We start from the raw sequence: 14903 nt of genomic DNA, 5'->3' as shown, positions 1-14903 counted from the left end.
CGCCTTGTACTCGCCAAAGTACTTCGTGATCGCCGCCGTCAGCGACGTCTTGCCATGGTCGACGTGACCAATCGTGCCAATGTTCACATGAGGCTTATTACGCTCGAATTTACCTTTTGCCATCGTCTCTTTCCTTGGGCGTCGGGACCGTGGTTCCGGTTGGATGCGCGGCGATTAACGAGAAAGGCGTAAAAATACAAGTGCCTTTTGCCCGTCGCCGCCAGGCGAAGACCATCGATGAACCGACTTGTCGGGGATATGCAGGCCTATATAGGCATCGCGGCTTCGTTATGGAAGGGCCGTGCCTCGGCAATCTGGAGCGGGTAGCGGGAATCGAACCCGCGTATTCAGCTTGGAAGGCTGCTGCTCTACCATTGAGCTATACCCGCGCCGCTTTCCAAGGCTTCGGAGCTGCAGTGGTGGAGGGAGTTGGATTTGAACCAACGTAGGCATAGCCAACGGATTTACAGTCCGTCCCCTTTAACCACTCGGGCATCCCTCCAGACCGCAGTCGAAGCCGTGCAACGAGGCATTCGCCGATCCCGTGTTTGGCTTCAAGCCCCACCCGAAATCTGCGATGCGCTTATGGCGGCAAGGTTTTGGACTGTCAACCGCGCATGAGACGTTTGCCGTCGATAATTTTGATTTGCCCGCAGCCAGCCATATCCAAAACGCCCTGTGCCCCTTATAGGAAGCGCATGAGCGATCCTAAAAAACCCGGCACCCCGAAAGACACCCATTACGCCAAGCTGCGTCGCACCTTTCGCGACCAGAAAGCCGGCGGAGCCCCGGAATTTCGTCCCAGGCAGCCCGTGCCGCCCGGCGAGAACCCACAGGATGGGCGCGTCCGGCTTTACGGCCTGCATACGGTTCGTGCCGCCCTCGACAATCCCAAGCGCAAGATCAAGCGCATGATGATCACACGCAATGCGCAGGAACGGCTGGAGATAGCCGACATCGCCGCCCTGCCCTTCCCGGTCGAATTGGCCGAGCCGCGCGACATCGACCGCATCACCGGCAGCGACGCGGTGCATCAGGGCGTGGTGATCGAGGCGGAGCCGTTGCGCGCCAAGGACATCTCGGCACTCGGCGAAACGCCGCTGGTCCTGGTTCTCGATCAGGTCACCGACCCGCATAATGTCGGCGCCATCATCCGCTCCGCCGTGGCTTTCGGCGCCGGCGCGCTCTTGACCACCTCGCGCCACAGCCCCCAGGAATCGGGTGTGCTGGCGAAATCGGCTTCCGGTGCGCTCGAGCACATCGACATGATCGAGGTCCGCAACCTCGCGGACGCCCTCGAAAAATTGCACGAGGCCGGCTTCGAGACCATCGGGCTCGATTCGGAAGGCCCCGCGGAACTGGAAACGACATTTGCCGGCAAGCGCATCGCCCTGGTGCTCGGTGCGGAAGGCAAGGGCCTTCGCCAGAAGACGCGCGAGACGGTCACCTCTCTGGCGCGTCTCGACATGCCGGGGGCGATTCGCTCGCTCAACGTGTCGAACGCGGCCGCCATCGCCCTTTACGCCGCGCGAAGCTTCCTGAAGAGCCGCCCTTGAGCCAAAGGGGCGGCCCTGTTTCCATTCTTCTCTAGCCCACGCAGGTCTTTTCGAGCATGAGCCTGGACTCCGTCAAAGCCTTCTTCGCCGCCCATGCACCCGATATCGACGTCATAGAAACCGCCGGCAGTTCCGCGACCGTTGCGCTGGCCGCCGAAGCCCATGGCGTGGAACCCGGCCAGATCGCCAAGACCTTGTGCCTGCGGGTCGGCGAGACAACGATGCTGATCGTCGCTCGCGGCGATGCGCGACTGGACAACCGGAAGTTCCGCGATGCCTTCGGCGGCAAGCCGCGCATGCTGGATGCCGAACAGGTCGTCGAAATCACCAGCCACCCAGTCGGCGGCGTCTGCCCCTTCGGCCTGCCGCAACCTCTGCCGATCTATTGCGACGTCTCCTTGCGCCACTATGAGGAGGTCGTGCCGGCCGCCGGCGCCACCAACGCCGCTGTGCGATTGGGTGTCGAGCGGCTGGCCGCACTCGTCGGCGCGCAATGGTGCGACGTCTGCCAGGAGCATTCGTCAGGCTCTTGATGTGAAAAGGCTGGTGCCCCCGGCAGGAATCGAACCCGCGACCTTCGGTTTACAAAACCGCTGCTCTACCAGCTGAGCTACAAGGGCACGGCGCTCCGTTACCACATCTGGCCCAACAGTAAAGAAATTTCGCAAGGGTCGGTTTAGGTTTCCCCATCCGGCTGAAGTCGATCGCCGCGATCTTAAAAAACCCGATATGAATCCCTAAATCCGGTTTGTGGAAAGTCCACGCGAAACGGGGGTCGCCGATGATCAGGTTTGTGCTTCTCGCTGTCGTCGTTGTCGTACTCTGGTTCCTGCTGCTCAAGCTCTACAAGGAAACCAAGGCGAAACGCGTCGATTGGACCGGCATTGCCGCCTTTATCGGCTTTGTCGTGCTCGCCTTCTATCTGCGCCACGCCACTGGCCTGGGCTGAAGACTTTGCACGTGAAAGCTGCCGTGCTACGTCCCCGGCACACAAGCGCGCGGTCGGCACCCCCGATCCGGGATGCACAACAGGGGCCGGCCAGGTGAAATTCTCCGTCGTAAGCTCCGACACGCCCGATGCAAGCGAAGCCGCCGAGCGGCTGTGCAAGCGCTATGGCAAGACACCTATCGCCGACGCCGATGTCGTCGTGGCCCTTGGCGGCGATGGCTTCCTGCTCCAGACGCTGCGCGACACGATGAGTTCCGGCAAGCGCGTCTACGGCATGAATCGCGGCACAATCGGCTTTCTCATGAACGAATACCGTGAGGATGACCTCGACGGACGCATTGCCAGCGCCGTTGCGGAAACGATTCGCCCGCTCGAAATGACGGTTGTCGATCATGATGGTCTCGAGACCCAGGCGCTTGCGATCAACGAGGTGTCGTTGCTGCGCCAGTCCTATCAGGCGGCACGTTTGCGCATCACCATCGACGGCCAGATTCGGCTCGAAGACCTGATCTGCGATGGCGTGATGGTGGCGACCCCTGCCGGCTCGACGGCCTACAATCTGTCGGCGCATGGGCCGATCCTGCCGCTCGACGCGCCTTTGCTGGCTTTGACCCCGGTCAGCCCGTTTCGCCCACGGCGCTGGCGCGGCGCCCTTCTGCCGAAAACTGCCGAAGTCCGCTTTGATGTGCTGGAAGAAGTCAAACGCCCGGTCAATGCGGTGGCCGATCATACCGAGGTCAAATCGGCACGATCCGTCACCGTCAGGGAATCGCCATCCGCGACTGCCACCTTGCTGTTCGATGCCGGCCAGTCCTGGAAAGAACGCATCCTCGCCGAACAGTTCAAATACTGAGCCGCTATCCACTGGACCAGCCTCCGTTCGTGGCAAATGACCAACATTACGCCAGTTTAAGTTGACAATCCGCAGCGCAAACTCTATCGCGATGCAGCATGAAGCGGACGCCGGGCGCCCGCCGTGGCTTATGCCGCGCAACTCTTCAAGATGAAGACAGTCACAAAACTTGTCAGAAGACACCCAGACCGCTCCAGAAGCGTTGACTTTCGCAGACCTCGGCCTCTCGCCGAAGGTTCTTTCCGCCGTCATCGATGCCGGATACACCAAGCCGACACCGATCCAGGAAGGCGCCATTCCGCACGCGCTCCAGGGCAAGGACGTCCTGGGCATCGCCCAGACCGGCACCGGAAAGACCGCGTCTTTCGTGTTGCCTATGCTGACGCGCCTGGAAAAGGGCCGCGCCAGGGCACGCATGCCGCGCACCCTCATCCTCGAGCCCACGCGTGAACTCGCGGCTCAGGTCGAGGAAAACTTCGTCAAATACGGCAAGAACAACCGGCTCACGGTTGCCCTGCTGATCGGCGGCGTGTCCTTCGACGAGCAGCTCAAGAAGCTCGAGCGCGGCGTCGATGTGCTGATTGCCACGCCAGGCCGCCTGCTCGATCACTTCGAGCGCGGCAAGCTTTTGCTCACCGGCGTGGAAATTCTCGTCATCGACGAAGCCGACCGCATGCTCGATATGGGCTTCATCCCGGACATTGAGCGCATCTGCAAGCTCATCCCGTTCACCCGGCAGACTCTGTTCTTCTCGGCGACCATGCCGCCTGAGATCACCAAGCTGACCGAGCAGTTCCTTCATGCGCCCGTGCGCGTCGAAGTGGCAAAGGCTTCGAGCACCGCTTTGACGGTGACACAGCAGCTTGTGAAGTCAGGCTCCAAGCCCTGGGACAAGCGCGAGACGCTGCGCCGCCTCATCATCGAGGAAGGCGACAACATCAAGAACGCGATCATCTTCTGCAATCGCAAGGTCGATGTCGCCGAACTGTTCCGCTCGCTGGTCAAGCACGAATTCGACGCGGGCGCATTGCATGGCGACATGGATCAGCGGGCGCGTACAGCGATGCTGAACGGTTTCCGTGAAGGAAAACTGCGCCTTCTTGTGGCATCCGACGTCGCCGCGCGCGGTCTCGACATTCCAGACGTCAGCCACGTCTTCAATTTCGACGTGCCAATCCATGCCGAGGACTATGTCCACCGCATCGGCCGCACCGGCCGCGCCGGCCGTTCCGGCAAGGCCTTCACCATCGTCACCCGCTCCGACAACAAATATGTCGACGCCATCCAGAAGCTGATCGGAAACCAGATCGAGTGGCTGGACGGCGACATCACAACGCTTCCCGCGCCGGCGGAAGGCGACGACGCCCCGCGCCGTGGCCGTGGCCCCAGCAAGCGCGCTGGCGGAAAAGACGAGAACAGGCGCGGCGGACGCAAGGACGACAGCAAGCGTGAACGCCGCCCCGAGGCGGAAAAAGTCGACCAGCCTGAAGTCGTTGAAGCGCTCGAAGTCGCTGAAGAACCAGCCATCGCAGTCGCCCCAGAAGAGCGGCGCGACCGCCGCGACTCGATCCGCAGCGGCAATTCGGACCGCAAGCAGCAGAATCGCCGTGGTGGCCGTGACCGCCATGAAGATGACGACAACAATGTCCTGGGCTTCGGCTCTGAAATCCCAGCCTTCATGTTGATCGAACCCAAATTCTGAATTCAGCCGTCATCGGATACGAAAAATGGCCCGTCTGGGCCATTTTTTTTGGACTGAACTTCACCAATCGGTGGGCGTGCCGGGCGCCATCCCACCGATTGGTGAAAGCAGATCGATCAGGTCAGCGGCGACAGCTGGATCTCGACGCGACGGTTCTGCGCGCGTCCGTCCGCCGTATCGTTGGACGTGATCGGGCGCGTCGGTCCGAAGCCCGTGATCGCAAAGCGGCGCGTATCGACACCCTGCGCTGACAGATAGTTGGCAACCGACATGGCGCGGCGCTGCGACAGGTCCATATTGTGCTGCATGCCGCCGGTGGAATCGGTGTGGCCATAAACGTCGACGATGGTCTGATTGAACTTTTTCAGGACGATCGCGACCGAGTTCAAGGTCGGATAGAAGGCGGACTTCACCGTGTCCTGATCCGTGCCGAATGTAATGTTGGACGGCATGTTGAGGACGATCTGGTCGCCCACGCGCGTGACGCTGACGCCGGTGCCCTGCAACTGCGCGCGCAGTTCAGCTTCCTGGCGATCCATGTAGTTGCCGGCCAGACCGCCGGCCAATGCGCCGACGCCGGCACCGATCAGCGCATTGCGACGATCGTCGCCGCCAGCCAGCATGCCGAGACCCGCACCCGCCACAGCGCCAAGGCCGGCCATCGACGCGGTGTTCGAAATCCTCTGCTGACCGGTGAATGGATCCGTCGTGCAGGCGCCAAGCAGCATGGCGGCGCCAACAACGCCGATGATCGTTTTCTTCATGGTTTTCCCTCTCCTACGGCAGGCATGACCCGGCGCATCTATACGGATGCGATTCCAACGGTTTCTAACACGAAATACGGCGAAAACCGGAACCGACATACCAGCTAAATTGGCTTCAGGCGTATTTTATAGCGGACGGTCGTCACGGCCACGCCAGCCTGGCGTGGCCGATCAAGCAAGATCGGCCACCTGTAGGATCAGGCGATGTCTTCGATGGCCGGGGAAGCGCCGCCTTCGATCCGATGCGCGAGCGATGCTTCCATGAACTCGTCGAGGTCGCCATCGAGCACATCGGACGGGCTTGTGCTTTCCATGCCCGTCCGCAAATCCTTCACGAGCTGGTAGGGCTGCAGAACGTAGGAGCGGATTTGGTGCCCCCAGCCGATATCGGTCTTGGAAGCTTCCGTGGCGTTGGCCACCGCTTCGCGCTTCTTCAGTTCTTCCTCATACAGGCGCGACCGCAGCATTTCCCAGGCCTTTGCCTTGTTCTTGTGCTGCGAACGCTCCGCCTGGCAGGCCACCGCGATGCCGGTCGCGATATGCGTGATGCGCACTGCCGAATCCGTCGTGTTGACGTGCTGGCCGCCCGAACCAGACGCCCGGTAGGTGTCGATCCGGACATCGGATTCGTTGACGTCGATCTCGATGGAATCGTCAATCACCGGATAGACCCAGATCGACGAGAACGAGGTGTGGCGACGCGCATTGCTGTCATAGGGCGAGATGCGCACCAGCCGGTGCACGCCCGATTCCGTTTTCAGCCAGCCATAGGCATTGTGACCACGGATCACCAAGGTAGCGGACTTGATTCCAGCCTCCTCGCCGTCATGGACTTCCAGGACCTCGACCTTGAAGCGTCGTCTTTCCGCCCAGCGGGTATACATGCGCAGCAGCATGTTGGCCCAGTCCTGGCTTTCCGTGCCGCCTGCGCCGGCGTGAACCTCGAGATAGGTATCGTTCGAATCGGCTTCGCCCGACAGGAGGTTCTCGATCTGCCGTGCCTTGATCTCGCCGGACATCGAACGGATCGCCGCCTCAGCCTCTTCGATGACGCTCTGGTCGCCCTCTTCCTCGCCAAGCTCGATGAGGCCGATATTATCCTCCAATCCCTGGCTCAGACCATTGATGGACCGGATATTGTCATCGAGCGACTGGCGCTCGCGCATCAGCTTCTGGGCTTCCTGCGGATCGTTCCAGAGGCTCGCGTCCTCGGCACGCATGTTCAGGTATTCAAGCCTCTTTATGGCCTGATCCCAGTCAAAGATGCCTCCTCAGCAAGCCAATAGCCTGCTTGATTTCGTCGACAAGGTTCTGCGTTTCCGCGCGCATGGCTGGCTCTATCTTCCCGTGATTGAGGGGGATTTGGTGTCGGCGCGGACCATAGGCATGGCGCCCTCGCCTGTAAAGCAAAATGGCGGAACGACCCGTCCCGCCATGGCTAAGTTTTTCGCGATCAGTAGAGGCCGCCGCCGCCTTCGTTGATGGCCTTGCTGGCCTGCGGCGAAAGATCCGCCCCATAGCCGCTGCTGCCGTCTTCGCCCATGCCGATGACCCAATAGCTGTCGGCGGGGCCGGTGCCCGGCTTGAAGGCTTCCATGATGGTGCCACCGTCGCCCTCGCCGGCGCGCATGCCGGTCTTGCGGTTGATGGAGATCACCGTCATGCCTTCCGGCACCTGGAACTCCACGGGAGGCACGCCCTTCATGGCGTCGGTCATATATTCCTTGAAGATCGGCGCGGAGAGGCCGCCGCCGGTCGTGCCCTTGCCGAGCGAACGCGGCTGATCGTAGCCGATATAGAGACCGACGACCATGTTCGGCGTATAGCCGATGAACCAGGCATCCTTCTCGTCGTTTGTCGTCCCGGTCTTGCCCGCGATCGGACGCTTCAGCTCCAGAAGCGTCGTTGCCGTACCGCGCTGCACGACGCCTTCCATCATCGAGGTGATCTGGTAGGCGGTCATCGGATCGAGCACCTGCTCGGAATTGTCGATCAGTTCCGGCTCGTCCTGCCCGTTCCACTCTGTCGCCACGCAGCCTTCGCAGCCACGCTCGTCATGCTTGAAAACGGTCTTGCCGTAGCGGTCCTGGATACGGTCGATCAGCGACGGCTTGATCTGGCGTCCGCCATTGGCCATCACGGAATACGCCGAAACCATGCGCATCACCGTGGTTTCACCGGAACCCAGCGCCATCGGCAGATACTGTCCGAGCTTGTCGTAGACGCCGAAACGCTCGGCATACTCAGCAACGGTCTTCATGCCCATGTCGTTGGCGAGGCGAACGGTCATCAAATTGCGCGAACGCTCGATGCCTGCGCGCAGGGTCGAAGGGCCGGCGGCCTTGCCGTCATAGTTCTTCGGCGACCAGGTGGTGTTGCCGACGCGAATGGTGATCGGTCCGTCCATGATGACCGAGGCGGGCGTGTAGCCATTGTCGAGCGCGGCCGCATAGACGACCGGCTTGAACGAAGAGCCGGGCTGCCGCATCGCCTGGGTGGCGCGGTTGAACTCAGACTGCGCGAAGGAGAAGCCACCGACCATTGCCAGCACGCGGCCGGTATGCGGGTCCATCACCACCATGCCGCCCGACACTTCGGGAACCTGCCGCAGAATATAGGAGCCCTTCGCACCTTCCTTCGGCTGCACGAAGATGACATCGCCCGGTTTCAGCACGTCGGCCGGGGAATTCGCCCGAACCAGCTTGCCGCCGACATTGTTGCGCATGGCAAAGCTCATGTCCGCAGCCGCGACGGTGCCGGTCTCACGATCCTTCACAAGAGCGCCCGAGCCGTCGCGCTTCGGCTGAAGTCCGATGTCGAGCCCCGCCTTTGCACTGTCCAGCACCACCGCGACCCGCCATTCCGGCACGTCCGAGAGCCCCTTGACCTCGCCGAGCGCCTTGCCCCAGTCGCCAGAGACGTCGATGTTGGTCACAGGCCCGCGATAGCCGCGCAACGTATCGTATTTGAGCAGGCCGTCCTGCATCGCCTTGCGGGCGAATATCTGCAGATGCGGGTCGAGCGTGGTGCGAACCGACAGGCCGCCCTCATAGAGCGAGTTCTCGCCATAGCGGGCGATGATCTCGCGGCGGACTTCCTCGGTGAAATATTCGCCCGCGAAGACATAGCCGCCGACGCCGCGGCCGGTGACGCCAAGCGGCTCGGCCTGCGCCTTGGCAGCTTCCTCGCGCGACACGTAGCCGTTTTCCTGCATCTGGCCGATGACCCAGTTGCGGCGTTCCAGCGCGCGGTCGGTCTGGCGGAAAGGATGGTAGTTGCTCGGCCCTTTCGGCAGGGCTGCCAGATAGGCGGCTTCCGAAAGCGTGAGTTCGTTCACCGACTTATCGAAATAGGTTAATGCGGCTGACGCGATGCCGTAGGATCCGAGGCCGAAGAAAATCTCGTTGAGATACAGCTCCAGAATGCGGTCCTTGGAATAGGCCTGCTCGATGCGGAACGACAGGATCATTTCCTTGATCTTGCGCTCATAGGTCTGGTCCGACGACAGCAGGAAGTTCTTCGCCACCTGCTGGGTGATGGTCGACGCACCGACCTGACGCCGGCCCGAGCCGACATTCTGGAAATTGGTCAGCACGGCGCGGACGAGACCGGGCACGTCGACGCCGGGATGGCTGTAGAAGCTCTTGTCTTCCGCCGACAGGAACGCGGCCTTGACGCGGTCGGGCACGGCCTGAATCGGCAGATAGAGGCGGCGTTCCCGGGCGAATTCGCCCATCAGGCCACCATCCGATGCGTGAATGCGTGTCGTTACCGGCGGCTCGTAATTGGCCAGCACCTCATAATCGGGCAACTCCTTGCTCAGGTTGCCGACATAAAGCGCGACGCCCGCGGCGGCCAAAAGCCCCAGCGCTATCCCGATGCCGAAGAAATATCCGATAAGACGAATCATGCCCGCTCCAGTCCGTGGTCCGCGGATTCCCTAAACAAAGCCGGCATATGCACAAGCTGCCGGCTTTTCGCGCTCCACGCTTTAAGCTGCTTTGGAGCGCTCTTGTGGGCAAAATGCGGCAAATGCCGCAACGCGCCGACGAATCTATACCACTAAACCGGTCGCTGTGCCCAAACTGCAACGCCGTGGCGGGCGTTTTTTATCAGCCGCCGGCGCGCTGCAGCCCGGCGACGAAGCCTTGTACTGCATTGGCGATGCTGTCGGACGCCTTGCTGCGCCATTCAGGATTGCGAAGCCGTTCCTCGTCTTCCGTATTGGAGAGGTAGCCGAGTTCGACAAGGACGGACGGCACGTCAGGCGCCTTCAGCACGCGGAAGCCAGCAGAGCGGTGCGGATTGTTGATCATCCCGATTGAGTTGGACAACTCTCCCACCAGAAGGCGCGCGAACTTTATCGAAAACGTATGCGTTTCCCGCCGGATGAGGTCGATGAGGATGTCGGAAACAGCGTGGTTTTCTTCCGCTATATCGACACCTGCCAACGCATCGGACAGGTTTTCTCGGTCTGCCAGCGCCTGCGCCTCGGCATCGGACGCCTTGTCCGACATGGTATAGACCGTGGCGCCGCGAATGCCCTTGAGGCGGATGGTATCCGCATGAACGGAGATCATCAGATCGGCTCCCGCCTGCCGGGCGATGCGAACGCGGTCGTCGAGCCTCAGGAACTCGTCGCCGTCGCGGGTCAGTTCGACCTTGTAGGCGCCGACCGACTCGAGCCGCTCCTTGAGCTGACGGGAAAAGGCGAGCGTGATGTCCTTTTCGACGGTCCCGCTCGGGCCTTCCGCGCCGCCGTCGATACCGCCATGGCCGGGATCGATGACGATGGTGAACGGCTTTGCCGCCACGGGAGCGTCGGTGCCGACCCGCGCCGTCTTGGGCGTGCTGACAGTCGATCCGGTGGTCGCTGCCTGGATGGCAAGGGCGGATTCGAACTCCGCGTTCGAAGCCGCGGCAATATCGGCCACGATTCGGTAGCCCGGCGCGCCCTCATTTTGCAGCACGTCGATCTTGTCGACCAAAAAAGGCCCCTTGCCCGCCAGGACCAGCCGCGAAACGCTGTCGTCGAGCTTGCCGTACTGCACACCGGCCACAAGACCGCGCGGCTTGAGCTGTTGGGGATCGATGACCAGCTGGGAGCCTGGAAGATCGATGACCAGCCGGTGCGGGCTGCGCAAAAGAAACCACTTCGGCTCGGGCTCACGGTCGAAATTCATGACGATGCGCATGCGCGTCGCATCGCCCGCCATCTTGTAATCGATCAGCCGGGCGTCCTGCGCATGCGCCGTTGTGGCAGCGCCGAACATGAAGGCAAGCAGCACAAACACCCATGACAGGAATCGCGACACCCCTGTCATTTCGTTCCGTTCAACAGCGGCAAAGCCGATAGTCACTGTCGAAGCTCCGTACAAAGATTGCGCAATGCGTGGAAGCCGCCGAAACTTCTGCAGTTTCCATCGGACATTACCACGGCGGGGTCGATTAATGACAGGTAATCAAAGAAGGTTAACAACCCTTTTCGGCGTGGGACGCAGGATACCCTGCCCAATTTGCCGGCATCCAAACGGGGGTTGCCTTCGAACCGATCAAACCATAAAAGCGATGGTGGATGACTGCAATCATTCGACCTTGGCTTTCGGCGGAAAGCGATGAAGGTGCGAGCGGTCCGCTTCGAATACTTCATCGAAGTGCAGCCATCACAAAGAATTTCGCAAGCCTTTCTCTTTGGCAGAGGAAAGCCTGCGCGAGGAAAACGGCCGGATGTGTTCCGAGCCGGCTCAGTACGAGCACAATAGCTGGTCCGGATTTCCGGGCTTTGGATCAAAAGAAGGTGCCGCAAGGTTACGCAATGGCTCTAGGAGCATACAGGAGAAGGTCCGCACAGAACCGCGCCATGGTGGCTGCGGGCGGAACCGTCCTGACGCTTCTCCAGCGACCTGCGGGCACTACAATGTCCGGCACGCACAACACGGCTGAATCAAGGCGACCGGCTTATGCCCGTCGCCCTTTCGCCATGCCTGCCGGGAGGAAAATCAATAATGGCCAACAAGATGCTGATCGACGCCTCCCACCCGGAGGAGACCCGCGTTGTCGTCACGCGCGGTAACAGAATCGAAGAATTCGATTTTGAGTCACAAGACAAAAAGCAATTAAAAGGCAATATCTACCTGGCGCGGGTCACCCGTGTTGAACCATCCCTCCAAGCCGCTTTTGTCGAATATGGCGGCAATCGCCACGGCTTTCTGGCTTTCAGCGAAATCCATCCCGACTACTATCAAATCCCGGTAGCGGACCGTCAGGCGCTTTTGCGCGCCGAGGCGCAGGAAGCCGAGGATGAGGACGCCGAAGACGAAGACGGCGAAGACCGTGGACGCGGACGCCGCAACAAGCGGCGTGGACGCAATCGCGGCCGGAGCGAAGACGAGAACAAGCCAGCCGAAGCGTCGGACGCTTCCGAATCGGACTCAGATGGAAATGCCGAGGCGACGCCAGGCGAAACCGACGACACCGTTCTGGATGTAGCCGCAGAGAGCAACGAGGCGGCGCCTGCCGGCGATTCGGACCAGCCTGACGGTGACGGGCAGTCCGGCAATGACGAACCGTCTTCCGACGACGGCGAGACGTCGGGACCAAAATCGATAGCCGCGGCTGTCGAAGTCGATGAAATTTCGGAAGCGCCGCGCGGCGACAAGCAGGAATCCGACGAGGTCAACCACGGCACCGTCGAGGAAATCTCCTCGTCCAACGACGACGACCATGAGATCGAGTCTGTCGGCGCCGAAGACGCCATCGAAGAAGCGCGCGACCGTCGCCGTCCTGTCCGCCGTCATTACAAGATCCAGGAAGTCATCAAGCGCCGCCAGATCCTCCTGGTTCAGGTGGTCAAGGAAGAGCGCGGCAACAAGGGCGCTGCGCTGACGACCTATCTGTCGCTCGCAGGCCGTTATTCGGTGCTGATGCCCAACACCGCGCGCGGTGGCGGCATCTCGCGCAAGATCACCAATGCGCAGGACCGCAAGCGCCTCAAGGAAGTCGTCGCTGAACTGGAAGTGCCGAAGGGCATGGGCGTCATTCTGCGCACCGCCGGCGAAAGCCGCACCAAGGCGGAGATCAAGCGCGACTACGAATATCTGATGCGCCTGTGGGAGAATGTCAGGACGCTGACGCTGCAGTCGTCGGCTCCTGCCCTCGTCTATGAAGAAGGCAGCCTGATCAAGCGGTCCGTACGCGACCTCTACAATAAGGATATCGACGAAATCCTTGTTTCCGGCGAGGAAGGCTATCGCGAGGCCAAGGACTTCATGCGCATGCTCATGCCGAGCCACGCAAAGGTCGTGCAGCCCTACCGCGACACGACACCGATCCTGGTGCGCAGCGGCATCGAAGCCCAGCTCGACCGCATGCTGCAACCCCAGGTGACGCTCAAGTCTGGCGGCTACATCATCATCAACCAGACCGAAGCCCTGGTTGCCATCGACGTCAACTCCGGTCGCTCCACCAAGGAGCATTCCATCGAGGAGACGGCGCTGCACACCAATCTGGAGGCAGCCGAAGAGGTTGCCCGCCAGTTACGGCTGCGCGACCTTGCCGGCCTGATCGTCATCGACTTCATCGACATGGAAGAGAACCGGAACAACCGGGCTGTCGAGAAGAAGATGAAGGACTGCCTGAAAAACGATCGCGCGCGCATCCAGGTGGGACGCATTTCGCATTTCGGCCTGCTCGAAATGTCCCGCCAGCGCATTCGCGCCAGCGTGCTCGAAAGCACGATGAAGCCCTGCCCGCATTGCGGCGGAACTGGCCACGTCCGGTCGGATTCGTCGGTGGCGCTGCTTGTCGTCCGCGCCATCGAGGAATCCCTGCTGAAGGATTCGCGTCACCACATCACAGTCAAGACGCCCGTCGCAACGGCACTCTACATTCTCAATCACAAGCGCAGTTCGCTGGTCGATCTCGAGAAGCGCTTTGCGGTGACGATCACATTGGAGCCCGATGAGACCGTCGGCGCGGCCCACCACGCGATCCTGCGCGGGGCAGTTGCCGAAAAGCCGCTGACCACCGAAGTGCCCACTTTGGTCACTTATGAAGAGCCCGAGATCGAAGACGAAGAAATCGTCGAGGTTGAGGCCGAAGAGGAAGCTGAAGAGCAGCCCGTCAAGGCGCAGCCGCAGTCCTCGGCGCCGCAGCAGGCCAATGGCGACGCCAACCGCAAACGCAAGCGCCGTCGGCGTCGGCGCGGCGGTCGCGATCGTGACGATGCCGCAACGACCGAGCCAAACCAGACGCTTACGACTGGTGAAGTTTCGGACGATGACGCGGACGGCAACGCCGAGAGCCAGGCGGACGAGCAGGAGATCAAGGCCGGCGACGACGCTGAGGCTTCGGACGGTGAAGGTGTGAAGAAGCGTCGCCGTGGCAAACGCGGCGGAAAGCGCAATCGTCGCGACGACGATGCACTGTCCGAAAACGGCGACGATGCTTCGGCCGATCAGGACGTTTCGGCTGCGGAAGAAGAGTCCGCCGTCGACGCAGAGCCTGTTGCCGAAGTCCAAGTGGAGGCGACCGATATCGAAGTCGTTTCCACCGAGCCTGCCGAGGAAGAAAAGCCAGCCGAACCGGTCAAGAAGCCCCGCCGCAGCACGCGGAGCAAAAAGGCCGTAGCAGAAACGGTTCCTGGCGAAGCAACGGCTGCAGAAGCGGAAGAAGCTCCGGCCGAGGACGCAAAGCCTGCCAAACGCCGCGCGACACGGCGCAAGACGACCAAGGAAGCGGAGCCGGCGGTCGAGGAAGCAGCAGCCCAAGCCGAGGCTGAGGACACAACAGTCCAAGCCGAGGCAACTGAAGCTGCTGCCCAAGCTGAACAACCGGCGGAGGTTGAACAACCTCAGGTCGTAGAAGAACAATCCGAAGAGACCGGTGAAGAAAAACCTAAGAAGGGTGGCTGGTGGCAACGCCGAGGATTCTTCTGAGATACGAAGCGAAAGTTACCCTGCGAAAAAAGTAGGGTAACTTTCGCATTTCTCGTGTTTTTGTGTGATCCGTTTCTTTTCTCTATTCGTAGAGAGTCAGAATATTCGAGGATTTGCGCCTTGAGTCCGATGACACCAGAATG

General features: G+C 61.2%; 11 protein-coding genes and 3 tRNA genes. 6 read left to right on the top strand and 8 right to left on the bottom strand.

Annotated elements, in window-relative coordinates; all coding sequences use genetic code 11:
• From ICI42_RS10300 to ICI42_RS10290, 3 genes are all read right to left on the bottom strand, one after another.
• A partial coding sequence (locus ICI42_RS10300; protein ID WP_230980272.1) for a GTP-binding protein occupies window positions 1–123 on the bottom strand: 123 nt, incomplete at its 3' end.
• A 192-nt stretch (window positions 124–315) separates the two neighbouring features.
• Window positions 316–389: transfer RNA gene (locus ICI42_RS10295), tRNA-Gly, on the bottom strand.
• A 28-nt stretch (window positions 390–417) separates the two neighbouring features.
• Window positions 418–502, bottom strand: a tRNA-Tyr gene (locus ICI42_RS10290).
• A 196-nt stretch (window positions 503–698) separates the two neighbouring features.
• On the opposite strand from ICI42_RS10290, the gene rlmB reads away from it, so the two are divergent.
• Together rlmB and ICI42_RS10280 are read left to right on the top strand one after the other, a co-directional pair.
• Entirely contained in the window at window positions 699–1556 is an 858-nt protein-coding gene (gene rlmB, locus ICI42_RS10285; RefSeq protein ID WP_188164439.1) for a 23S rRNA (guanosine(2251)-2'-O)-methyltransferase RlmB, read from the top strand.
• 56 nt (window positions 1557–1612) lie between these two features.
• A complete protein-coding gene (locus ICI42_RS10280) occupies window positions 1613–2089 on the top strand; it encodes a YbaK/EbsC family protein (RefSeq protein WP_188164438.1) in 477 nt (158 codons plus the stop codon).
• 11 nt (window positions 2090–2100) lie between these two features.
• On the opposite strand, the gene ICI42_RS10275 is transcribed toward ICI42_RS10280, so the two are convergent.
• A tRNA-Thr gene (locus tag ICI42_RS10275) sits at window positions 2101–2176 on the bottom strand.
• 161 nt (window positions 2177–2337) lie between these two features.
• Here ICI42_RS10275 and ICI42_RS10270 point away from each other — a divergent pair.
• The 3 genes from ICI42_RS10270 to ICI42_RS10260 all read left to right on the top strand — a co-directional run bounded on the left by ICI42_RS10270 (window position 2338) and on the right by ICI42_RS10260 (window position 5060).
• Window positions 2338–2505, top strand: a complete 168-nt coding sequence (locus ICI42_RS10270) for a hypothetical protein (protein ID WP_188164437.1) — start codon at window positions 2338–2340, stop codon at window positions 2503–2505.
• A gap of 94 nt (window positions 2506–2599) precedes the next feature.
• Window positions 2600–3358, top strand: a complete 759-nt coding sequence (locus ICI42_RS10265; protein ID WP_188164436.1) for an NAD kinase — start codon at window positions 2600–2602, stop codon at window positions 3356–3358.
• Between the two features lie 169 nt (window positions 3359–3527).
• Window positions 3528–5060, top strand: a complete 1533-nt coding sequence (locus ICI42_RS10260; protein WP_188164435.1) for a DEAD/DEAH box helicase — start codon at window positions 3528–3530, stop codon at window positions 5058–5060.
• A 116-nt stretch (window positions 5061–5176) separates the two neighbouring features.
• Here ICI42_RS10260 and ICI42_RS10255 read toward each other — a convergent pair whose 3' ends face one another.
• The 4 genes from ICI42_RS10255 to ICI42_RS10240 form a co-directional block, all read right to left on the bottom strand.
• On the bottom strand, window positions 5177–5824 hold the full coding sequence (locus ICI42_RS10255; protein ID WP_188164434.1) for an OmpA family protein: 648 nt from the start codon (window positions 5822–5824) through the stop codon (window positions 5177–5179).
• 197 nt (window positions 5825–6021) lie between these two features.
• A protein-coding gene (prfB, locus tag ICI42_RS10250) for a peptide chain release factor 2 (RefSeq protein ID WP_188164433.1) occupies window positions 6022–7153 on the bottom strand; the annotation gives its coding sequence in 2 pieces (ribosomal slippage) (window positions 6022–7083 and window positions 7085–7153; 1131 coding nt in all).
• A gap of 124 nt (window positions 7154–7277) precedes the next feature.
• A complete protein-coding gene (locus tag ICI42_RS10245) occupies window positions 7278–9734 on the bottom strand; it encodes a penicillin-binding protein 1A (RefSeq protein WP_188164432.1) in 2457 nt (818 codons plus the stop codon).
• A 202-nt stretch (window positions 9735–9936) separates the two neighbouring features.
• Window positions 9937–11097 (bottom strand): N-acetylmuramoyl-L-alanine amidase, encoded by a 1161-nt coding sequence (locus tag ICI42_RS10240; RefSeq protein ID WP_230980270.1) that lies wholly within the window; start codon window positions 11095–11097, stop codon window positions 9937–9939.
• A 732-nt stretch (window positions 11098–11829) separates the two neighbouring features.
• On the opposite strand from ICI42_RS10240, the gene ICI42_RS10235 reads away from it, so the two are divergent.
• Entirely contained in the window at window positions 11830–14760 is a 2931-nt protein-coding gene (locus tag ICI42_RS10235) for an Rne/Rng family ribonuclease (RefSeq protein ID WP_188164430.1), read from the top strand.
• Window positions 14761–14903: the final 143 nt, after the last annotated feature.

The sequence above is a fragment of the Oryzicola mucosus genome, from assembly GCF_014534685.1.
In the GTDB taxonomy this organism is placed as follows: domain Bacteria; phylum Pseudomonadota; class Alphaproteobacteria; order Rhizobiales; family Rhizobiaceae; genus Oryzicola; species Oryzicola mucosus.
This window is presented reverse-complemented; position numbering and strand designations above follow the sequence as displayed.